The sequence below is a fragment of the Amycolatopsis pretoriensis genome (assembly GCF_900107925.1).
Lineage (GTDB): Bacteria > Actinomycetota > Actinomycetes > Mycobacteriales > Pseudonocardiaceae > Amycolatopsis > Amycolatopsis pretoriensis.
In genome coordinates this window covers 375,092-395,625 of the sequence record NZ_FNUJ01000004.1, presented here as the reverse complement: position 1 = coordinate 395,625, position 20,534 = coordinate 375,092, and the positions used below count along the sequence as shown (strand labels likewise).

Here is a 20,534-nt window from a genome sequence, read left to right as displayed (position 1 = left end):
CCCGAGGCCGCGCCAGCCCCGCCGGACATCGGCGGCGGCACCGGCCCCGGAGGCCCCGCTGCAGCGCAGGCCCCCGGCGGCCAACCCAGGCCCCCAGCAGACGGCGGCGGCACCCCAGCCCCCGCGCCGGTTGCGGCGGCCGGCTCCGGAGGGTGAGGGAGCGGCACCGCAGCGGCCGGCCACGGCTGGTCCCGCCCGGCGTGCCGGCGAGGGACGGGCTGAAGGTTCCTCGGAGGGAGTTGCACCGCGGCCGACCCGCCGAGCCGGTGAGGGTCGCCCGGGGCTGGAGGGGTCGCCTGAAGCCGCGCCTCGCCCAGGCCGCCGCGCTGCCGAAGGTCGCCCGGGGCCGGAAGGCTCGCCCGAAGCCGCCGCACGCCCGGCCGCCCGCCGAGCCGCCGAAGGGCGCCCCGGCCCGGAAAGCTCGCCCGAAGCCGCCGCACGCCCGGCCGCCCGTCGGGCCGCCGAAGGGCGCCCCGGTCCGGAAAGCTCACCCGAAGCCGCCGCACGCCCGGCCGCCCGCCGAGCCGCCGAAGGGCGCCCCGGCCCGGAAAGCTCACCCGAAGCCGCCGCACGCCCGGCCGCCCGCCGCGCCGCCGAAGGGCGCCCCGGTCCGGAAAGCTCGCCCGAAGCCGCCGGCCGCCGAGCCGCAGAGGGTCGCCCCGGTCCCCAGAGCTCGCCCGAAGCCGCCGCGCCTCGCGCGGCAGGCGGCCGACGGGCCGCTGAAAGCGCTCCCGACGCGGCACCACGTGCGGGCGCTCGCCGGACCGCCGAAGGCTCTCCCGAAGCAGCCCAGCGCGCGGGCGCCGCCGCCTCGCGGCGCGGCGCAACCGATGGCCCCGCCGCCCGGCGCGCCGAAAGCTCTCCCGATTCGGCCGCTCCGCAGCGGCCGGCCGCCACTGGTGGCCCCGCCGCCCGGCGAGCCGAAGGCGCAGTCGCCGAGGGAGCCACTCCGCAGCGCCCGGCCCGCCGTCCCGCGGCCGACGGGCCCGCACCTCGCCGCGCCGGCGCAGCCGACGGCACCGAAGCCGGACCCCGGCGCCCCGGCGCCACACCGGACAGCCCCACCCCGCGGCGAGCCGTGGCCGAGAGCGGTGCCGAAGCCGCCGTTGATGCTCCCAAGCGGCGCCCGGGCGCCGTCCCCGCGAGGGCCGAGCTCGATCCGCTCACCATGACCGACGAGATGGAAGCGATCGACGAGGCGACCCAGTACCGCCGCAAGATCGACCACACCCTCGCCCGCTTCTCCGCCGCCCACGACGAGATGGAAGCCGAAGAAGCGAAGCGCCGCGAACGCCGTGAGCGCCTCTCGCCCACTTCGCTCATCGAGAGCACGCGTACCGCCCTTCAGCGCGTCGTCGCTCCTACGCCGGCGGCCGAAGAGGTGGATGCCGAGCAAACCCGGCTGCAGGAAAAGAAAGCGCGGAAGATCGAGCGCTCGGTGCGGTTCGGGCGGATCGCCGCGGCTGTCGTCGCCGGGCTCGTCTTCCTCGGCATCGGTGGGGCCTGGGGTGCGCAGACCTACTTCGACGCCAAGTTCACGCAGGTCTCCGCGCTCGACGAGAACTCCTCCGACATCCAGGACGCCGACGCGCAGGCGAACGACGAGAACTTCCTGATGGTCGGCTCCGACACCCGCGACGGCGCGGCCGCGGAGGAAGGCGTCGGCACCGCCGACAGCAACCCCGGTGCGCGAAGCGACACCGTGATGGTGGCGCACATCCCGGCCGACCGGAAGCGGGTCGTCGTCACGTCGTTCCCGCGCGACCTCGAGATCGACCGGCCCGACTGCCAGCGCTGGGACCCGGCGCAGAACAAGACCACCGACCAGGTCTCGCCGCGGCAGAAGATCGCCAAGCTCAACACCGCGTACGCGGTGGGCGGGCCGGCCTGCGTGACCAAGGTGATCCAGCAGATCACCGGTCTGCGGATCAACCACTTCGTCGGCATCGACTTCAACGGCTTCAAGGAAATGGTCGACGCCGTGCACGGGGTCACCGTCCACACCGACGTCCCGATCGACGACGAGATCCTCGGCAAAGTGCTGATGCAGACCGGTGACGTGACGATCTCCGGCGACCAGGCGCTGAACTTCGTGCGCGCGCGGCACGTCAAGGCCGACGTGGCGAAGTCGGACTACGACCGGATCAAGCGGCAGCAGGAGTTCATCGGCGCACTGCTGAAGAAGGTCATGTCGTCGGACGTCGTGCTCGACCCCGGCAAGCTCAGCGACTTCATCACGGCGTTCGCGAAGGCCACCTTCGGCGACAACCTCGGCGTCAAGCAGATGATGACGCTGGCGCAGTCGATGAAGGGCCTGGATTCCTCGAAGATCACGTTCCTCACCGTCCCGACGGTCGGCATCGCCAACAGCCGCGGCAACGAGGTGCTCGTCCGCAGCAAGACGAAGGCCCTCTTCGACGCGCTGCGCAACAACACCCCGCTGCCGGACCCGAACGCGCCGATCCCGGCGAGCGAGCAGGCCCCGCCGACGAGCACGTCGAAGTCGAAGACCAGCACGTCGAAGACGACGACGAGCAAGAAGACCGGCACGACGGGCTGACCCGCGAGGATTGTTAGACCGGGTTCACGTGCGGTTCACCCGACGATGCGGTGTTTGGTCACGGTTGGCCGTAGGGTTGGGCCATGCGTGAGGCTTACCATGTCGAACTCGAACAGCTCGCCGACCACCTGGCCGCCATGTCGGTCCAGGTCGCCGACGCCATGGAGCGCGCCACGCGGGCACTCCTGGAGGTCGACCTCAGTCTCGCCGAACAGGTGATCAGCGACGACGCGAAGGTCGACGACGCCCGCGCCCAGTGCGAGGAGCAGGCGTACGCCCTGCTGGCCCTGCAGGCGCCCGTGGCCACCGATCTGCGCACGGTGCTGGCGGCGATCCACGCCGCCGAAAGCCTGGAGCGGATGGGCGACCTGGCCCTGCACGTGGCGAAGGCCGCGCGCCGCCGGCACCCCGACCCGGTGCTGCCCGAGGCCGTGAAGCCGTACTTCACCGAGATGGGCGAGGTCGCGGTCAAGCTGGCCCGCCAGGTCGAGGCGGTCATCCACTCGAAGGACGTCGAAGCGGCGAAGACGATCGAGTCCGACGACGACCAGGTCGACGACATCCACCGCCACCTGTTCACGGTCCTGATGGACCGCGAGTGGCCGCACGGCGTGGCCGCGGCGGTCGACGTGACCTTGCTGGGCCGCTTCTACGAGCGCTACGCCGACCACGCGGTGTCGGTCGCGAAGCGGATGATCTTCGTGGTGACCGGCAAGATGCCGGGCTACGGCTCCGACGACGACATCTGAGCAACCCCTTCGAGAAGGCCCCTGACGCAGGTCAGGGGCCTTTTTCGTGGCGACCGATGAGTTTCGCGCGGCCGGTGTCTCTCAACGGGTGACAGCACAACCCACGAAGGAGCCGGACATGCGCAAGGTCATCGCCTACGTCAACCTCACCCTCGACGGCCACCTGGCCGGCCCGGCGGGCGAGCTGGACTGGATGCTCCCCGACCCGGAGCTGAACATCGCGCTGTCGGACGAGCTGCGGGGGCGTGTCGACACGATCCTCACCGGGCGGAACTTCCACCACGGGATCGAGCAGAACTTCCGCGCGCAGGCCACGGACCCGGCGAGCCCGGCCGAGCTGGCCGACTTCGCGACGTGGATGATTTCGACGCCGCAGGTGGTCTTTTCGCGGTCGCTGACCGAAGTGGCCGCTCCGCACCGGCTGACCGGCGACCTCGCCGGCACGGTGGCCGAGCTGAAGGCGTTGCCGGGCAAGGACATGGTGCTGTTCGGCGGGGTGTCGGTCGTCCAGGAGTTCGTCGGCGCGGGGCTGGTGGACGAGTACTGGATCAAGCTCTACCCGACGGCGATCGGTGCCGGGCAGCCGATGTTCACCGAGCGGCGGACGGAATTGCGGTTGGTGGACAGCAAAGCGTGGGAATCGGGAATCCTGACGCTGCGCTACGCACCGAAGTGATCCACAAAGGACAAAAGAAAAGGCCTTTCTCGCCGACCCCGAGCTCCGGCGAGAAAGGCCTTGTCTCCCAACGACGACTCAGCCGAAACGGCCGGAAATGTAGTCCTCCGTGGCCTTTTCGTCCGGGTTGGAGAAGATCTTCTCCGTGTCGTTGAGCTCCACCAGACGCCCCGGCTGCCCCACGCCGGCCAGGTTGAAGAACGCCGTCTGGTCGGAAACCCGCGCCGCCTGCTGCATGTTGTGCGTCACGATGACGATCGTGTAGTCCTTCTTCAGCTCACCGATCAGGTCCTCGATCGCGAGCGTCGAAATCGGGTCCAGGGCCGAGCACGGCTCGTCCATCAACAGGACGTCCGGCTGGACCGCGATCGCCCGCGCGATGCACAGACGCTGCTGCTGACCACCCGAGAGGCCGCCACCCGGCTTGTTGAGGCGGTCCTTGACCTCGTTCCACAGGTTCGCGCCGCGCAGGGCGCGCTCGGCGATGTCGTCGAGGGTCTTCTTGCCCTTGGTGCCGCCCAGCTTCAGGCCCGCCACCACGTTGTCCTTGATGGACATCGTCGGGAACGGGTTGGGGCGCTGGAACACCATGCCGATCGTGCGGCGGACCTGGACCGGGTCGACGGTCGAGGCGTAGATGTTCTCGCCGTCCAGCAGGACATCGCCCTCGACACGGGCGCCGGGGATGACCTCGTGCATGCGGTTCAGCGTGCGCAGCACCGTCGACTTGCCGCAGCCCGACGGGCCGATGAACGCGGTGACGTTGCGCGGCGGCACCGAGAGGGTGACACCGTCCACGGCGTGGAACTTGCCGTAGTAGATGTCCACGTCCTTGACATCGAGTCGTTTGGCCATCAGGAACAGCTCACTTCTTCTTCGGGGCGACGAGGCGCGCGAACACGGTGGCGAGGAGGTTGATGACGGCGATGATGAGCACGAGCGTCAGGGCCGCACCCCAGATCCGATCGAAGCCGACCGAGCCGGGGTCCATCGGGTTGCTGACGCGTTCGTTGTTCATCAGCAGGGGCAGCGCCGCCTGCTCGCCGCTGAAGATGTCCCAGTGCGTGTAGGCGGAGTAGCCGACCAGCACCAGCAGCGGTGCCGTCTCGCCCATCACGCGGGCCAGCGCCATCATGATGCCGCCGACGATGCCGGACAGGGCCGTCGGCAGGACGATCTTCATGATCGTCTTCCATTTCGGCACGCCCAGCGCGTACGACGCCTCGCGCAGGTCGTCCGGGACGATCCGCAGCATCTCCTCCGACGAGCGGACGACCACCGGGATCATCAGCAGCACCAGGGCCAGCGACACGGCGAAACCGCTGCGCGGCAGGCCGAGCGTGGTGACCCACAGCGCGTAGATGAACAGCGCGGCCACGATCGACGGCACCCCGGAGAGGATGTCGACCATGAACGTGGTGGCCTTGGCGAGCTTGCCGCGGCCGTATTCGACGAGGTAGATCGCGACGAGCATGCCGATCGGCACCGCGATGATCGCGCAGACCAGGCCCTGCAGCAGGCTGCCGATGATCGCGTGCAGCACGCCGCCGCCGACCTCGTCGGACAGCACGCTGCCGAAGTCCTCGCTCCACCAGTTGCTGTACGGGATGCGCTTGATGCCGTTCGCGACCACCGTGTACAGCACCCACACCAGCGGGACGACGGCGACCAGGAACGAGAGCCAGACCAGCGTGGTCGCGAGGCCGTTCTTGACCTTGCGACCCAGGCTGACCTGCTGGAACGCCGGCGTGCTCGCGGGCGCTTCGAGTGTGGAGGCGGTCATGTCAGTCCACCTTCTTCCCGATGACCGAACGCGCGGCGAAGTTGACGAGGAACGTGAGCACGAACAGCACGAGACCGGCCGCGATGTACGCGCCCGCCGACGTCTCGTTGTTGAACTCGCTGTAGTTCGCGGCGATCTTCGACGCGAACGTCGACCCGCCGTCGAACAGGCTCCAGTCGAAGTTCTTGCCCTGCGGGATGAGCAGGATGACCGCGAGCGCGATCGTCTCGCCGAGCGCGCGGCCGAGGCCGAGCATCGACGCGCCGATGTAGCCGGCCTTGCCGAACGGCAGCACCGTCGTGCGGATGACTTCCCAGCGCGTCGCGCCGAGGGCGAGCGCGCCCTCGATGTGCGGGGTCGGCGTCCGCTCGAACACCTCGCGCGAGAGCGACGTGATGATCGGCAGGATCATCACGGCCAGCACGATGCCGGCGGTGAAGATCGTGCCGCGCACGCTCGGCGAGACGTTGCCGGGCGCCAGCAGCGGGAACCACGAGAACGTGTCGTTGATCCACTGGGAGAACGGCTCGATCGCCGGGGCGAACACGAGGATGCCCCAGAGGCCGAAGATGATCGAGGGGACCGCGGCCAGCAGGTCGATGACGTAGGCGAACGGCCGCGAAAGGCGGGCGGGCGCGTACTGCGTCAGGAACAGCGCGATGCCCAGCGAGATCGGCATCGCGATGATCAGCGCCACGAGCGACGTCGCCACCGTGACCTCCAGGAGGTCGAGGATGCCGAACGACATGTTCGCCGGGTCGTTGGTCGACCAGCCGTGGTTGGTGAGGAAGTTGGCCTTGTTGGCCTGCAGCGCCGGGATCGCCTGGATGAGCAGGAAGAGCCCGATCAGGCCGATCAGGGCGACGACGAAGATCCCGGCCCCGGTGGTCAGGTTCTGGAAGATGCGGTCACCGGGCCGCACCTTCTTCGGTTTCTCGCTCGCGGGCGGCTCGGGCGCCGCCGGCGGGGCTGGTTGCTCCGAAATCGGGACCTCCGGGGGCGTCGTGGCGGACGACGAACGCCCACCGGGGTCACCGGTGGGCGTTCGCGTCGAGGATGACTCGCTCATCAGGACTTCTGACCAGCCTCTATCACTCGGATGTCAGTCGCAACGCCGGGTCAGGAGATCGCCTTGACGGCGGCCAGGACCTTGGTCTGCAGCGACTGCGGGATCGGCACGTAGCCCTTGGCGGACAGCGGCTGCTGACCGTCGGTGGCGGCCACCGTCAGGAACGCCTTGACGGCCTTCGAGACGTCGGCGTTCGCGTACTTCGAGCAGACGATCTCGTAGGTCGTCAGCAGCAGCGGGTAGGCACCCGGGGTGTTGCTGGCGTAGATGCCGTTGAGGTCGAGCGCGAGGTCGTTCGAGCCGTCCTTGAGGAACTTGGCCGAGTCGAGGGACTTCGCCACGTTCGCCGCGTTGAGCTCGACGCCGCCGGAGCCGCTGTCGATGAGGGCCGGGGTCAGGCCGTCCTTGGCGAACGCGCCTTCCACGTAGGTGATGGCGCCGTCGGCGGCCTTCACCGCGGTCGCGACACCGTTGGAGCCCTGCGCACCGTTGCCGACGCCACCGTTGAACTTCTTGCCGGCACCCTTGGTCCAGTCGGCCTTCGCCGCCGCGCCCAGGTACTTCTGGAAGTTGTCGGTGGTGCCCGACTCGTCGGCGCGCGAGACGACCTGGATGGCCTTGTCCGGCAGGTTGGCGCTCTCGTTGCCCTTGACCGCCTTGATGGCCGGGTCGTTCCACTTGGTGATGCCACCGCTGAAGATCTTGGCGATGACCGACGGGGTCAGCGTCAGCTTGTCGACGCCGGAAAGCTTGTAGGCGACGGCCACCGGGCCGACGACCATCGGGATGTTCCAGGCGTCGCTCGCGCAGCGCTTGTTGGCCGCCTCGAGGTCCGCACCGGTGATCGGCGAGTCCGAGCCGCCGAAGTCGATCTGGTTGGCGTTGAACTGCTTGACGCCCGCGCCCGAACCGCTGGGGTTGTAGTTCACCTGCTGGCCGGAGCACTTCTTGCCGAACTGCTGCGTGAAGATGTCGATGGCGTTCTTCTGGGCCGACGAACCTTCCGCGGACAGCGGGCTCTTGCCACCGCAGGCCACGTCGGCGGTGCCGGTGGCAGCGGGCGCCGACGCCGAGTTCGAGCTGCTGCTGTTGGACGCCGCGGGGTCGGAACCACAGGCGGCGAGCACGAGGGCGGCGCTCGCGACGATGCCCACCGCGCTCAGGGGCCGCATGATCTTCACTGCTGTTTCCTCCATCAGGAGCTTGACCGGGTCGCCGCGGCGTGCTGCCGCAACGGATCCGGACATTAGGCAGCGCCGGTGGACGGTCGGCCCTGTCCAGGTGAACGAAAAGTGAACAAGGCTCCGGATGTGAGGAGTGCTACTAGCCCGACAGGGTGCCGTGTCCGGGCCGTGACCTGGGCGTTCGCGCACCGTGACGAGGTGTTCGCGCGGCGTCCATCGTGGTCACCGACCGTACTGGACGTCGGTTTCGTGACGGGTGAACCCGAGCTTGGTGTAGACCGCGAGCGCCGGGGCGTTGTCGCCCTCGACGTACAGGATGATCTGCCGCAGCCCGCGGCTCGCGAGGTACCGCAGCCCGGCGAGCGTCAGCGCCCGGCCGAGGCCACCGCCCTGCGCCGCGGGGTCGACGCCGACGACGTAGACCTCGCCGACGCGCTCGCCGTCGAAGCGGCCCGGCGTCGCCTCGTGGACCTTGGTCCAGTGGAAGCCGATGACCTGCCCCCGCTCTTCGGCGAGGAAGAACCCGTCCGCGTCGAACCAGGAGCGGGCCTCGTCGGCGCGGATGTCGTCGGCGGTCAGCGCACCCTGCTCGGGGTGCCAGTCGAAGGCCCGCGCGTTGACCCGCACGACGGCGTCTTCGTCCTCTCCCGGGACGAAGGTGCGCAGCGAGACGCCGTCGCGCAGCCGCGGCTCCGGCCAGTCCGCGCCCTTGACGTCGGTGTGCAGGATCAGCAGCTCGCGCTTGCGCTCGAAGCCGACCTTCAGCGCCAGCTTCCGCGCCGCCGGGTGGTCGCCGTGCGCCCAGATGCGGAACCCGACGGCGGCGCGCTCGTCGACCGCTTGCAGGAGCTTCGCGCCGTAACCGCGCCCGCGGTGGGCGGGGTGCACGAACAGCTCGGCGACCTGGTGCCCGAAGGAGTCACCGGTGGTGTCCAGGTGGGCGTAGCCGACGACCTCGCCCTCGACGCAGGCGACGAGGTGCTCGCCGCCGTCGAACTCACCCGGCAGCGCCCCTTCGGGTTCGACCTCCGGCCGCCCGTCGGTGGCGCGGACGGCCACCAGCAGCCCGCGGACGTCCTCGAGCTGCTTGTCGTCCAGTTCCTGGCGCCACTCGCCGTCTCCGCTCACCCTGCGACCGTACCCGCGGGACAGGCAACGCGACGGCTGTCGGCGCGTCCTGGTGAAGGTGGGAACGTCAGAGCGCGAGTTCGGGGGTCTCCGCCGGTGCTTCGGCCGGGACCGTCGCCTGGCGGGGGACGCCGCCCTTGGCGGGCCGCTCGAACTTGTAGCCGACGTTGCGCACGGTGCCGATCATCTGCTCGTGCTCCGGGCCGAGCTTGGCGCGCAGCCGCCGGACGTGGACGTCGACCGTGCGCGTGCCGCCGAAGAAGTCGTAGCCCCAGACCTCCTGCAGCAGCTGGGCGCGGGTGAACACCCGGCCGGCGTGCTGCGCGAGGTACTTGAGCAGCTCGAACTCCTTGTAGGTCAGTTCGAGGGTGCGCTTGCGCAGGCGGGCGGTGTAGGTCGCCTCGTCGATGACCAGCTCGCCGACGCGCAGCTCGGCCTCGACCTGCTGGGAACCGCCGTCGCGGGTCGTCACCAGCCGCAACCGGGCGTCGACCTCGGCCGGGCCCGCGGTGGGCAGCAGGATGTCGTCGGTGCGCCACTCGGCGCTGACCGCGACGAGCCCGCCCTCGCCGACGACGGCGATGATCGGGGTGGACGCCTCGTCCTCGCCCGCGCCCTTGAGCAGCCGGCAGAGGCTCTTCGCCGAGGCCAGGTCGCTGCGGGCGTCGAGGAGGATGACGTCGCGGTGGCCCGCGTCGAGCAGGGCGGTCACCTCGGGAGCGCGGACGCGTACGGTGTGCGGCAGCAGGTCCAGCGCGGGGAGCACCGAAGTGGCATCGGCTTCCGCAGTCAGTACCAGAAGGTCCAGGCTCATGAGCCGCACCGCCTCCACAATCGTCGCCGCACGTCGGCGTTGGTCGGTGCTAAGTGAGAATAGCGGCTGAACGGCCGGGCACCTAACCCTTGCTGGATCGATCACACCTGGAGAAATCCCCGGTGTCCCCGACGAACAGGAGTACGGACGCGATGGTGAGCAGGCCCGTGACCCGGGACGACCGACCCGCACCGAGGCCGGACGCGCGGCGCCGCGGGCGCCGGGCCCGGCGGTGGGTGATCGCGCTCGTCGTCCTGGTCTTGCTGCTGGTCGGCGCCGATTTCGGGGCCGCGGCGTACGCCGAGCACATGATCTCGCAAAAGGCGCGCACGCAACTGCAGCTGACCGACGACCCGTCGGTGACGATCCACGGCTTCCCGTTCCTCACGCAGGCCCTGGGCGGTGACTACAGTCACATCAGCGTCTCCGCCGCCGGCGTCCCGGTCGCCGACAAGCTCCAGGACGTCGCGGTCAACGCCGAGCTCGAGGACGTCACCGCGCCGCTGTCGGACCTCACGAACGGCAACACCAAGGCGATCACGATCGGCAAGCTGACCGGCTCGGTGACCATCAAGGCCGCCGACCTCGCGCGCCTCTCGCCGCTGGACAAGATCAAGGACCTGCGGATCGAGCCGTCGACCTCCCAGTACGTCCAGAACGGCGACAGCGGACAGAGCGAGCCGACGCCGACCACGACGACCACCGAGGGCCAGGCCGACCAGGACGAGTCGAGCACCGGTGTCCGCATTTCGGGACACCTTCAGTTCGCGGGCAAGGATCTGGAAATCTTCTGCTTCGCGATGATCGAAGCCGACGCGAAGGGCGGGACGATCGACTTCGTCCCCAAGCGGCTGCAGTTCGGGAATGACCAGGAGACGACGGTCGTTCCCCAAGCGGTGCAGAACGCGCTGATGCCGAACTTCAAGGCGTCGATCAGCACGAAGGAACTGCCGCTGTCGGTCACCCCGACCGGCGTGCGGGTGCAGAGCGGATCGGTGACGATCAAGGGCGAAGCGACGAACGTGTCCTTCGCGGACCTGAGCAAGTAAGGAGCGGTGCGGTGACGGGGCTGTGGGTGCTCGTGGCGGTGCTGGTGGCGGCTTCGGCCGTCGGCCTGCTGCTGCGGGCGCGCAACGGCCGGGTGCGGGACGCTCGGAAGTCGCCCGCCCGGGAGCTGCCCGGCCCCGTCACCGCCGTGCTCGACCCGGCGTCCGCCGTGACGCTGGTCCAGATCTCGACCACCTTCTGCGCGCCCTGCCGGCACGCGAAGGCCGTGCTCGCGCCGCTGGCCGAGCGGACCGACGGCCTGCACCACGTCGAGCTCGACGTCACGAACTCCCCGGAGGTCGCGCAGTCGCTGTCCGTGCTGCGGACGCCGACCACGATCGCGCTGACCCCGGACGGCCGGGAGCTGCTGCGCGTCGGCGGCGTCCCCAAGGGCCCCGAACTGCTGGCCGCGCTGCAGCCGCATCTCACGACCCGGACGTCTTGACCAGGCATTGTCCCGTCCGCTGGGAATCGTCCCAAGGTATGAACGTGGTTCCCACTCTGAGGGAGCTCTGGGTACCCTCGCACCCGTGACCGGGCTGACCACCTTCTTGACGCAGCGACGCGCAGTCGACCTCTGCCGCGTCCGCAGCAGCCTGTGTCGCGCTTCCGCCGACCGGCGCTGAACCACGCCCGGAACCAGCCAGGCCCGAAGCCGCTGAAGCGTGCCGTTCGCACGCACCCCCTCTGCTCCAGCTGGAGGAACCATGTCCGCCGGACCGGCCGTCGACCCGCGTGGCCCGCGGTTCGCCGCCATCCTGACGACGATCGTGCTCGCGGTCGTCCTGGTCACCCAGTGGTGGCCGTTGCTGGCGATCCAGACCGTCGTGTTCGCCATCGGCGCGTTCGTCGGGCTCAAGCCGGCGCCCTACTCGATCGTGTACCGCACGCTCGTCGCCCCGCGCCTCGGCCCGACCGACGAGCGGGAGGACGCGGCGCCGCTGCGGTTCGCCCAGGCCGTCGGGTTCGTGTTCGCGCTCGTCGGCACGGTCGGCTTCGCTGTGGGGATCACCCCGCTCGGCATCGTCGCGACGGCCTTCGCGCTGTTCGCGGCCTTCCTCAACGCGGCTTTCGACTTCTGCCTCGGCTGCGAAATGTTCTTGCTCATCAAGCGCTTCAGTCCCGCCCGCGCGTCGTCCTGAAGTCCAACCCAGAAAGAGAGTTCAGTTCCCATGAGCCGTGAAGACGTCCTGGTCACCACCCAGTGGGCCGAGGAGAACCTGGACACCCCCGGCGTCGTGTTCGCCGAGGTCGACGAGGACACCACCGCCTACGACGCCGGCCACATCCGGGGCGCGGTGAAGTTCGACTGGCGGAACGACCTGCAGGACGGGGTGCGCCGCGACTTCGTCTCCAAGGAGGGCTTCGAGAAGCTCCTGTCGGAGAAGGGGATCTCGAACGACGACCTCGTCGTCCTCTACGGCGGCAACAACAACTGGTTCGCGGCGTACGCGTACTGGTACTTCAAGCTGTACGGCCACGGCAACGTCAAGCTGCTCGACGGCGGCCGCAAGAAGTGGGAGCTCGACGGCCGCGAGCTGAACTCGGACGAGGTCAAGCGCGACCGCACCGAGTACAAGGCGCAGGACCAGGACCTGTCGCTGCGCGCGTTCCGCGACGAGGTCGTCCAGTCCATCGGCGCGAAGAACTTCGTCGACGTGCGTTCGCCCGACGAGTTCTCCGGCAAGCTGCTCGCCCCGGCGCACCTGCCGCAGGAGCAGTCCCAGGTTCCCGGTCACATCCCCGGCGCACTGAACGTGCCGTGGGCGAAGGTCGCCAACGAGGACGGCACCTTCAAGACCGAGAGTGAGATCGAGGAGCTCTACAAGGACGAGGGCATCGACGCGGGCAAGGGCACCATCGCCTACTGCCGCATCGGTGAGCGCTCCTCCATCGCCTGGTTCGCGCTGCACGAGCTGCTGGGCTACGAGGACGTCAAGAACTACGACGGTTCGTGGACGGAATACGGCTCGCTGGTCGGCGTGCCGGTCGAGTTGGGAGCCAAGTGATGGCGGTAGACGACAGCTGCGGCGCACCGGTCCAGGAGGCCACGCCGGCGGACTACGACACCCGGGGCCAGGTCGTCCTGGCCGGCAAGGTGACGGGCGAGAACGGCCCGGTCGGCGGCGCGTTCGTGAGGCTGCTGGACGGCGGCGGCGACTTCACCGGCGAGGTGGTCTCCTCGGCCGACGGCGACTTCCGCTTCTACGCGGCCCCGGGCGACTGGACGGTCCGCGCGCTGCACCGCACGGGCAACGGCGAGGCTTCGGTCACGGCGGAGGGCCCGGGCCTGCACCAGCTGGCCATCTCGGTCGGCTGACTCCGCTTCACCCGCGAAGGCCTCCTCACTCCGGTGGGGAGGCCTTCGCGGCGTTCAGGACCCGGTCGGTGTGGTCGCGCACGCGTTCCCGGAGCCGGCCGCGCGGGCGCGGGGTGATGGGGCTGTGGGGCACGGTCGCGGGCTGTGCGCTGGTGCTCGGCCCGCTGGCCGGCGGACCGCTCACCGACGCCTTCGGCCGGCCCGCGATCTTCCTGGTCAACGTGCCGATCGGGCTCGTCGCCGTGGTCACCGGCCGCCGCGGGATCACCGAATCCCGCGACCCGGGGCACGGCGCGCCGGACCTCACCGGGCAGCTGCTCGGTGCGCTGTGGATCGGTCTGCTCACGTTCGCCGTGATCGAAGCCGGCCGGCTCGGACCGAGCCCGGACGTGCTGGTCACCGGGGCCCTCGGGCTCGCCGCGCTGGTCGCGTTCGTCGTCGTCGAGCTTCGCGTCGAGCACCCGATGCTGCCGGTGCGGCTGTTCGCCCGGCCGCGGTTCTCGGTGGCCATCTTCGCCGCGTGGAGCCTCGGTTTCGGGACCTACCCGGCCGTCTTCCTGATCGGCGTCTACCTGCAGCAGGCGCGCGGCGCGACGGCGACCGAGGCGGGCGTCCAGATGCTGCCGTACGTGCTGGCGAACGTCGCCGCCGGCCGGCTTTCCGCGCGCTTCGGCGCGGAGCGGCTGGTGGCGATCGCGTTCGCGCTGGCCGGCGCCGGGGTCGGGCTGTCGGTGACGCCGTCGAACATCGTCGGGCTTGTCGGGCCACCGCAGCGGGATCCTGTCCGCGACGGTCAACGCCGCCCGCCAGACCGGCACCGCGCCCGGCGTGGCCGCGCTCGGTGCGCTGCTGGCCCGCGGTTCGACGCTGTCGAGCGGGCCGCACCTGGCCATGGGCGCGGCCGGCGTCGCCCTGCTCGCGGTGACCGTGCTCACCGCGGCGACCCTGGGCCGGGCCCCGCGGCCGGACGCGGACTAAGCTGCCAGCCGTGGAAGCCTTGTTTACGACCCTCCTGGTGCTGGCGGGCGTCGCGATCACGTGGTTCGCCGTCTACGTCGTCTACCGGCTGTACGCGGACCAGCGCTGACCCATGAGCGCCAGCGGCGACGAAGCCATCGCGGCAGCGGAGGTCCGTGCGGAGAGCACCCGCACGCGCAACCTCCCGCTGTGGGACGACCTGCCCATCCCGAACGACACCGCGAACCTGCGTGAGGGCCCGAACCTCAACGACGCCTGTCTCGCGCTCCTGCCGCTCGTCGGCGTCTGGCGCGGGGAGGGCGAGGTCGACTACCCGACCATCGAGGGCCCTCGCAAGTTCGCGCAGCAGCTGACGATCTCCCACGACGGCCGCCCCTTCCTGATCCACGAGGCCCGCGCGTGGCTGCTGGACGACGACGGCAACGTCATCCGCCCGGCCGCCCGCGAGTCCGGGTTCTGGCGGCCGCAGGAGGACGACACGATCGAGCTGCTGCTCACCCACAACACCGGCATCGTCGAGCTGTACTACGGCAAGCCGCGCAACCAGACGTCCTGGGAGCTCGGCACCGACGCGGTGATCCGCACGGCCACGGCCAAGGACGTCACCGCGGCCCAGCGCCTGTACGGCCTGATCGAGGGCTCCCTCGGCTACGTCGAGGAACGCGCGATGGTGGGCCAGGAGATGCAGCCGCACTCCTCGGCCCTGCTGCGCCGCGTCGTCGGCTGACACCGTGCGCTGGCGGCCGTGTGGCGCGGACGCCGCCCTGCTGGACTGCGACTCGCTCGAGCAGATGCGGGCGGCCCACGCGACCGTGGCCGCCGCCCGCCCGGCCGGCGTCGTCGACCTCGTGCCCGGCGCTCGCAGCCTGCTCGTCGTCGGCGGGGTCGCCGCCGTGAAAGCCCTGCTCGACGACGCCGATCTGACGCACCCGCCCGCCGGCGAGCCGCGCGAAGTGACCCTCGACGTCCGCTACGACGGCGAAGACCTCGCCCTCGTCGCGTCGGACGCCGGGATGTCCGAAGACGCCGTCGTCGAGCTGCACACCGAAGCCGTCTACACGGTCGCGTTCACCGGCTTCGCGCCCGGCTTCGGCTACCTGACCGGGCTTCCCGCTCAGTTGCGACAGCCGCGGCTGGAGTCGCCGCGCACCCGCGTCCCGGCCGGGTCTGTGGGCCTGGCGGGCGAGTTCACCGGCGTCTACCCGCGCGAGTCGCCGGGTGGCTGGCGGCTGCTCGGCCACACGTCGGCGACGCTGTTCGACCCGCACGCCGACCCGCCCGCGCTGTTCGCGCCGGGTGACCGCGTCCGCTTCCGGGCCGTCCGGTGAGGTCCCTCGAAGTGCTCGACCCCGGGCGGTACGCGCTGGTCGAGGACCTCGGCCGGCCCGGCTACGCGCACCTCGGGGTAGCACCGTCCGGCGCGTTGGACACCGCGTCGCTGACGCTGGCGAACCGGCTGGTCGGCAACGCTCCGGCGGCCGCGGGCATCGAAGCGCTGCTGGGCGGCCTCGCGGTGCGGCTCACGGCGTCGGCGACCGTCGCGGTGACGGGCCCGGCGGTCGACGTCCGGGTCGACGGCCGCCCGTTCGGCTCGCACGTCCCGGTGCCGGTGCGCGCCGGCCAGACACTGACCGTCGGCACGCCGTCGACCGGTCTGCGCAGCTACCTCGCGGTGTCCGGCGGGCTCGCCCTCGAGGAGGTGCTGGGCAGCCGCTCGCGCGACGTCCTGTCCGGCATCGGCCCCGAACCCCTGTCCGCCGGTGACGTGCTCCCGCTCGGCGAGCCCGGCATCCCGGTGGGCGCGGACGTCGTCGTCCCGGCGCAGGCGCCGGCCGAGCTGGTGGTGCCGGTGACGCTCGGCCCGCGCGACGACTGGCTCGACGACCCGGCGCGCGGCCTCTCCGCGTGGTGGACCGTCACGGCGGAGTCCAACCGCGTCGGCCTGCGCCTCGACGGGCCGCCGCTGCGCCGCGCGAGCGACGGGGAGCTGCCCAGCGAGGGTGTCCTCACGGGCGCGATCCAGGTGCCGCCGAGCGGCCTGCCGGTCGTGTTCCTCGCCGACCACCCGACGACCGGCGGCTACCCCGTCGCGGCCGTCGTCCGGCCCGCCGCGCTGAGCGCGCTCGCCCAGGCGCGGCCCGGCACCCGCGTCCGGTTCCGGATGTCCTGAAAGTCCGGTACCGCTACGCGGGTGAGACCCGGATCACCTGGTGCACCCGTACGCGTGAGTGCTGGAACCATGTCGCGCCGTCACCCGTCCTGATAGGCGTGGAACAGGTGACGATCAGCGGTGGCACGGGTTTCCTCGACGTGAACACGCGGACGCGGGCGGAGCTCCCGCAATCGCTGCGGATCGCGCTGGCCACCGGTCAGCTGCGCCGCCCGCTCGCCACCACGCTCGGCCCGGTCCTCGACCTGCTCGTCGACGGCGACTACCGCGTCAGCGGCCCGGAACGGCTGCCCGAAGAACGGGTGCTCACCCCGACCGACACGTGGCCGCCGTCCGACGAGGCCCGCGTCGGCTACTACCGGACCGCCATCCGCACCGGCCACCGCCCGGTCGCGGTCGTGCTGGCCGACGGCGACCGCGAGCTGATCATCGACGGCCACCACAAGATCGCCGCCTACCGCGCCGAAGAGGTCGCCCCCGCCGTCGTCCGGATCCGCCTCGGTCAGGCGTACTCGGCCTCGTAGGCCGCCACGAGCTCGGCGTACCCCGCCGACGAGTCCGGCAGCCGCTCGCCGTCCAGCGTGTGCACGCGGGTCAGCTTGCGCACGCTCGACGCCATGAAGACGCCGTCGCCCTCGACGAGGTCGCGCACGGTCAGCGGCTCGACCTTGATCGCCCAGCCCGCCTTCTCGGCGCCGCGGAAGAGCGCGGCCTGGGTCGTGCCCGGCAGGATGCCGATGCTCGACGGCGGCGTGTAGAGCGTCCGCCCCTTCGCGAGCACCACGGTCGACGTCGGGCCTTCGAAGACCGAACCGTCGGCGGCGGTGAAAATCACATCGTCGGCGCCGCGGCGGCCGGCTTCGCGCACGGCCGCCATGTTCATCGCGTACGACAACGGCTTCGCGCCGAGCAGCAGCCAGGGCGCGCGCTCGGCGAGGTCCGGCGGGAAGCCGCGTTCGAGCGTGATCGCGGCGACGCCCTCGGCACGCGCCGTCAAGATCGACGCCGGCACCTCGGAACCGAGCGCGAACCCGGTCGGGGCGGCTGCGGGATCGCCGTCGGATCCCCTGGTGTACACCAGTTTCAGCGTCATCTCACGACCGCCGGTCCACCGCTCGAGCACCTGCGCGACCACACGTTCCCACGCGGCGAGGTCGGGCTCGGGCAGGTCCAGCATCGCCGCCGACCGGGCCAGCCGCTCCAGGTGCGGGCGCAGTTCACGGGGCTTGCCGTCGACGACCAGGATCGTCTCGAAGACGCCGTCGCCGCGCAGCAGACCGAGGTCGTCGACCTTGATCTGGGCGGCTTCGGGGTCGGCCGGGGTTCCGTCGAGGAGGACGAGCACGCGCATGCCGACACCGTACTCACCTAGGCTGGGCGGTATGCCGTACCGCTCGCCGCTGCTGGACGTGCCCGGATCGATCCCTTCTCCTGACGACCACCCCGAAGCCGGCGTCCCCTGGCACTGGGGAGACCCCTTCGCGGAGCAGCGCACGGCCTCGCGCAGCGCGGTCGTGATCGACCGGTCGCACCGCGAATTCCTCGCCGTCAGCGGCGAAGAACGGCTGTCGTGGCTACACCTGGTCATCTCGCAGCACGTGACCGAACTCGCCGAAGGCTCGGGCACCGAGGCGCTGGTGCTGGACAGCCAGGGCCGCGTCGAAACGCACATGGTGGTCGCGCACCTCGACGGCACGGTCTACCTCGACACCGACCCCGGCACGAGCGTCACCAGCGCGCTGCCCAAGGGCGGTCCCCAGACGCTGCTCGAGTACCTCGAGGCGATGAAGTTCTGGTCCAAGGTGGACATCCGCGACGCGACGGAAGAACTCGCCCTGCTCACCGTGCTCGGCCCGGACGCCGAGCGCGTGCTGAGCGCGGTCGGCGCCGAGGTCGGCCCGGAGCCGTACGCGGTCGCGGCGCTGCCCGGCGGCGGCTTCGCGCGGCGGATGCCGTGGCCCGGCCGGTGGAGCGTCGACCTGGCGGTGCCGCGTGCGTCGCTGGTGGACTGGTGGAAGAAGCTCACCGACGCCGGTGCCCGCGCGGCCGGCAGCTGGGTGTTCGACGCCCTGCGCGTCGAATCGCTGCGGCCGCGGCTGGGCGTGGACACCGACGACCGCACGATCCCGCACGAGGTGGGCTGGGTCGGCTCGGCCGCGCACGTCGCCAAGGGCTGCTACCGCGGCCAGGAAACGGTGTCGAAGGTCCACAACGTGGGACGCCCGCCGCGCAACCTCCTCCTGCTGCACCTCGACGGCTCGCCCGAGGTCACGCCGGAGACCGGCGACCCGGTGCTGCTCGACGGCCGGACCGTCGGCCGGATCGGCACCGTGATCCAGCACCACGAGCTCGGGCCGATCGCGTTGGCGCTGGTCAAGCGGTCGACCCCGGTGGGCGCCGAGCTGCTGACCGGCTCGGAGGACAACCTCGTCCAGGCGGCGATCGACCCCGATTCCGTCCCGTCGGAGCAGCCCGCGCCCGGCCGGACGGCGGCGGCGCAACTTCGTGGTTGAACCAAAGCCCCTGACGGCGAGATCACGCTCAACCGGGATAAACTGCGCTGTGATCGAAGTGCGGCCCGGCGGCAGGCGGCGGATCGACCGCGTGCTCGGCCCGGGGTACCTCAGCGGCCTGGGTGAACTGCCGCTGAAGGTGCTGCGCGAGCGGCGCGACGAAGCCGCGCAGGAAGAGACGGACCTGTCCTACCTGCGCCGGCTGCTCCACGCGCGGATCGACATCGTCCGCGCCGAGCAGGCCCGGCGCAGCTCCGGCGGCGAGTCGAGCATCGTCGACCAGCTGGCCACGATCCTCGCCGACAACGCGCTGGGCCCGGCCGCGGGCTCCGGACGTCACCAGCAGCTCGAACCGTCCCGCGCCGGCGAGCACCGGCGGCACGCGGAAGCGCTGATCGGCGACACCGACCTGACCGACGTCGAGTCCCTGACGGACGAGAAGCTCGCCTCCGCTTTGGACACCTACGCGAGCGAAGAGCTGTCGGTCTCGTCCTTCCGCCGTGAGGTCCAAGGCGTGATGGACACGCTCAACGCCGAAATCGCGAAGCGCTACCAGCAGGGTTCGGCCACTGTGGACGAGCTGCTGGAGAGCGAAGGCGGGCACGGCGAGTGACGAACCCCGTCCTCGCGGAAGTCGTCCGGTCCGGTTTCGTGGAAAGCGTCCACCGCGGCGCGCTCGTGATCACCGGCCCCGAAGGCGAGGCGCGCCTGGCCCTCGGCGACGTGACTTCGCCGGTCTTCCCGCGTTCGTCGAACAAGCCGCTGCAGGCCGTCGGCATGCTGCGGTCCGGGCTGGACTTCACCGGCGAAGAGCTGGCCCTGGCGTGCGCGTCGCACTCCGGCGAGCCGGGGCACGTGAAGCGCGTGCTCGAGCTGCTCGGCGCGGCCGGGCTGCGCGAGGACGACCTGGCGTGCCCACCCGACTTCCCGCTGCACGTCCCGAGCATGCGCGACGCCGCCGAGCCGCGGCGCGTGATGATGAACTGCTCGGGCAAGCACACGGCGATGCTGACGACCTGCGTCCGCGCCGGCTGGCCGACGTCGGGGTACGAGTCCCCGGACCACCCGCTGCAGCAGGCGCTCGCGGCGGTCGTGGCGGAGCTGACGGGTGAGCCGATCGCCCACACGGGTGTCGACGGCTGCGGCGCGCCGCTCTTCGCGTTTTCCCTGACGGGGCTGGCCCGCTCGTTCGGCCGGGTCGCGTCCGCGCCGGACGGTCCCGCGTCCGAGGTCGCCGCGGCGATGCGCGCGCACCCGTGGCTGGTGGCGGGGACGGGCCGCGAGGACACCGAGCTGATGTCCGCCGTGGACGGTCTGGTCGCCAAGGGCGGCGCGGAAGGCGTCCACGCGTTCGCGCTCCCGGACGGGTTCGCGGTGGCGATGAAGATCGACGACGGCAACAAGCGGGCCTGCGCACCCCTGGCGGTCGAGGCACTGCGGTACCTGGGTGTCGACGTCTCGGGGCTTTCCGAGCTGGCTCGCGGGTCGGTGCTGGGTGGCGGGCGCCCGGTCGGCGAGGTCCGGGTGCCCGAACTGCGCTGAG

The 20,534-nt window shown here is 71.1% G+C and carries 22 protein-coding genes and 1 pseudogene; 16 read left to right on the top strand and 7 right to left on the bottom strand.

Annotated elements, in window-relative coordinates:
- Positions 1 to 1,168: 1,168 nt before the first annotated feature.
- The 3 genes from BLV96_RS19395 to BLV96_RS19385 all read left to right on the top strand — a co-directional run bounded on the left by BLV96_RS19395 (position 1,169) and on the right by BLV96_RS19385 (position 3,985).
- Positions 1,169 to 2,560 (top strand): LCP family protein, encoded by a 1,392-nt coding sequence (locus BLV96_RS19395; RefSeq protein WP_086681285.1) that lies wholly within the window; start codon positions 1,169 to 1,171, stop codon positions 2,558 to 2,560.
- 83 nt (positions 2,561 to 2,643) lie between these two features.
- Complete coding sequence (gene phoU, locus BLV96_RS19390; protein WP_086681283.1) at positions 2,644 to 3,309, top strand: phosphate signaling complex protein PhoU; 666 nt, start codon at positions 2,644 to 2,646, stop codon at positions 3,307 to 3,309.
- A 118-nt stretch (positions 3,310 to 3,427) separates the two neighbouring features.
- Positions 3,428 to 3,985, top strand: coding sequence for a dihydrofolate reductase family protein (locus BLV96_RS19385; RefSeq protein WP_086681281.1), 558 nt, complete (start codon positions 3,428 to 3,430; stop codon positions 3,983 to 3,985).
- A 78-nt stretch (positions 3,986 to 4,063) separates the two neighbouring features.
- Here BLV96_RS19385 and pstB read toward each other — a convergent pair whose 3' ends face one another.
- The 6 genes from pstB to BLV96_RS19355 all read right to left on the bottom strand — a co-directional run bounded on the left by pstB (position 4,064) and on the right by BLV96_RS19355 (position 9,963).
- Entirely contained in the window at positions 4,064 to 4,840 is a 777-nt protein-coding gene (pstB, locus tag BLV96_RS19380; protein ID WP_086681279.1) for a phosphate ABC transporter ATP-binding protein PstB, read from the bottom strand.
- 10 nt (positions 4,841 to 4,850) lie between these two features.
- The gene (gene pstA / locus BLV96_RS19375; RefSeq protein ID WP_086681278.1) at positions 4,851 to 5,768 is read right to left on the bottom strand and encodes a phosphate ABC transporter permease PstA; all 918 of its coding nucleotides are present in this window, start codon (positions 5,766 to 5,768) and stop codon (positions 4,851 to 4,853) included.
- Between the two features lies 1 nt (position 5,769).
- On the bottom strand, positions 5,770 to 6,690 hold the full coding sequence (gene pstC / locus BLV96_RS19370; protein WP_086681276.1) for a phosphate ABC transporter permease subunit PstC: 921 nt from the start codon (positions 6,688 to 6,690) through the stop codon (positions 5,770 to 5,772).
- 197 nt (positions 6,691 to 6,887) lie between these two features.
- Positions 6,888 to 8,018: a phosphate ABC transporter substrate-binding protein PstS gene (gene pstS / locus BLV96_RS19365; protein ID WP_086681274.1), complete on the bottom strand. Its 1,131-nt coding sequence runs from the start codon at positions 8,016 to 8,018 to the stop codon at positions 6,888 to 6,890.
- A 225-nt stretch (positions 8,019 to 8,243) separates the two neighbouring features.
- On the bottom strand, positions 8,244 to 9,149 hold the full coding sequence (mshD, locus tag BLV96_RS19360; RefSeq protein WP_086681271.1) for a mycothiol synthase: 906 nt from the start codon (positions 9,147 to 9,149) through the stop codon (positions 8,244 to 8,246).
- 67 nt (positions 9,150 to 9,216) lie between these two features.
- Positions 9,217 to 9,963 carry a winged helix-turn-helix transcriptional regulator gene (locus BLV96_RS19355; protein ID WP_167379655.1) on the bottom strand — a complete coding sequence of 249 codons (747 nt, stop codon included), beginning with the start codon at positions 9,961 to 9,963 and terminating at the stop codon, positions 9,217 to 9,219.
- Positions 9,964 to 10,115: 152 nt separating this feature from the next.
- Here BLV96_RS19355 and BLV96_RS19350 point away from each other — a divergent pair, with 152 nt between their 5' ends.
- The 10 genes and pseudogenes from BLV96_RS19350 to BLV96_RS19305 all read left to right on the top strand — a co-directional run bounded on the left by BLV96_RS19350 (position 10,116) and on the right by BLV96_RS19305 (position 17,002).
- A complete protein-coding gene (locus tag BLV96_RS19350) occupies positions 10,116 to 11,012 on the top strand; it encodes an LmeA family phospholipid-binding protein (RefSeq protein WP_086681269.1) in 897 nt (298 codons plus the stop codon).
- An 11-nt stretch (positions 11,013 to 11,023) separates the two neighbouring features.
- Positions 11,024 to 11,455, top strand: coding sequence for a TlpA family protein disulfide reductase (locus tag BLV96_RS19345; protein ID WP_086681266.1), 432 nt, complete (start codon positions 11,024 to 11,026; stop codon positions 11,453 to 11,455).
- 262 nt (positions 11,456 to 11,717) lie between these two features.
- Positions 11,718 to 12,152 (top strand): DUF4395 domain-containing protein, encoded by a 435-nt coding sequence (locus tag BLV96_RS19340; protein ID WP_086681264.1) that lies wholly within the window; start codon positions 11,718 to 11,720, stop codon positions 12,150 to 12,152.
- 30 nt (positions 12,153 to 12,182) lie between these two features.
- Complete coding sequence (locus BLV96_RS19335) at positions 12,183 to 13,019, top strand: sulfurtransferase (protein ID WP_086681262.1); 837 nt, start codon at positions 12,183 to 12,185, stop codon at positions 13,017 to 13,019.
- A complete protein-coding gene (locus tag BLV96_RS19330; RefSeq protein ID WP_167379654.1) occupies positions 13,019 to 13,330 on the top strand; it encodes a DUF1416 domain-containing protein in 312 nt (103 codons plus the stop codon). The genes BLV96_RS19335 and BLV96_RS19330 overlap by 1 nt, the downstream gene beginning before the upstream one ends.
- Positions 13,331 to 13,446: 116 nt before the next feature.
- Positions 13,447 to 14,067: pseudogene (locus tag BLV96_RS51440) on the top strand (MFS transporter); the annotation flags it as partial.
- Positions 14,068 to 14,420: 353 nt separating this feature from the next.
- The gene (locus BLV96_RS19320) at positions 14,421 to 15,035 is read left to right on the top strand and encodes a heme-binding beta-barrel domain-containing protein (protein ID WP_086681259.1); all 615 of its coding nucleotides are present in this window, start codon (positions 14,421 to 14,423) and stop codon (positions 15,033 to 15,035) included.
- A 4-nt stretch (positions 15,036 to 15,039) separates the two neighbouring features.
- Positions 15,040 to 15,636, top strand: coding sequence for a 5-oxoprolinase subunit PxpB (pxpB, locus tag BLV96_RS19315; protein WP_086681257.1), 597 nt, complete (start codon positions 15,040 to 15,042; stop codon positions 15,634 to 15,636).
- On the top strand, positions 15,633 to 16,478 hold the full coding sequence (locus BLV96_RS19310; protein WP_244180319.1) for a 5-oxoprolinase subunit C family protein: 846 nt from the start codon (positions 15,633 to 15,635) through the stop codon (positions 16,476 to 16,478). Before pxpB ends, BLV96_RS19310 begins: the two co-directional genes overlap by 4 nt.
- Before the next feature lie 98 nt (positions 16,479 to 16,576).
- Positions 16,577 to 17,002, top strand: coding sequence for a ParB N-terminal domain-containing protein (locus tag BLV96_RS19305; RefSeq protein ID WP_208608268.1), 426 nt, complete (start codon positions 16,577 to 16,579; stop codon positions 17,000 to 17,002).
- On the opposite strand, the gene BLV96_RS19300 is transcribed toward BLV96_RS19305, so the two are convergent.
- Positions 16,981 to 17,829, bottom strand: a complete 849-nt coding sequence (locus tag BLV96_RS19300; RefSeq protein ID WP_086681253.1) for an aminodeoxychorismate lyase — start codon at positions 17,827 to 17,829, stop codon at positions 16,981 to 16,983. The genes BLV96_RS19305 and BLV96_RS19300 overlap by 22 nt on opposite strands.
- Before the next feature lie 31 nt (positions 17,830 to 17,860).
- Here BLV96_RS19300 and ygfZ point away from each other — a divergent pair, with 31 nt between their 5' ends.
- From ygfZ to BLV96_RS19285, 3 genes are read left to right on the top strand one after another with little or no spacing between them, the layout of a single operon-like run.
- Positions 17,861 to 18,991, top strand: a complete 1,131-nt coding sequence (gene ygfZ, locus BLV96_RS19295) for a CAF17-like 4Fe-4S cluster assembly/insertion protein YgfZ (RefSeq protein ID WP_086681251.1) — start codon at positions 17,861 to 17,863, stop codon at positions 18,989 to 18,991.
- Positions 18,992 to 19,040: 49 nt separating this feature from the next.
- On the top strand, positions 19,041 to 19,604 hold the full coding sequence (locus BLV96_RS19290) for an RsiG family protein (RefSeq protein ID WP_086681249.1): 564 nt from the start codon (positions 19,041 to 19,043) through the stop codon (positions 19,602 to 19,604).
- Positions 19,601 to 20,533 carry an asparaginase gene (locus tag BLV96_RS19285; protein WP_086681248.1) on the top strand — a complete coding sequence of 311 codons (933 nt, stop codon included), beginning with the start codon at positions 19,601 to 19,603 and terminating at the stop codon, positions 20,531 to 20,533. The genes BLV96_RS19290 and BLV96_RS19285 overlap by 4 nt, the downstream gene beginning before the upstream one ends.
- The last annotated feature ends 1 nt before the right edge of the window (position 20,534 follow it).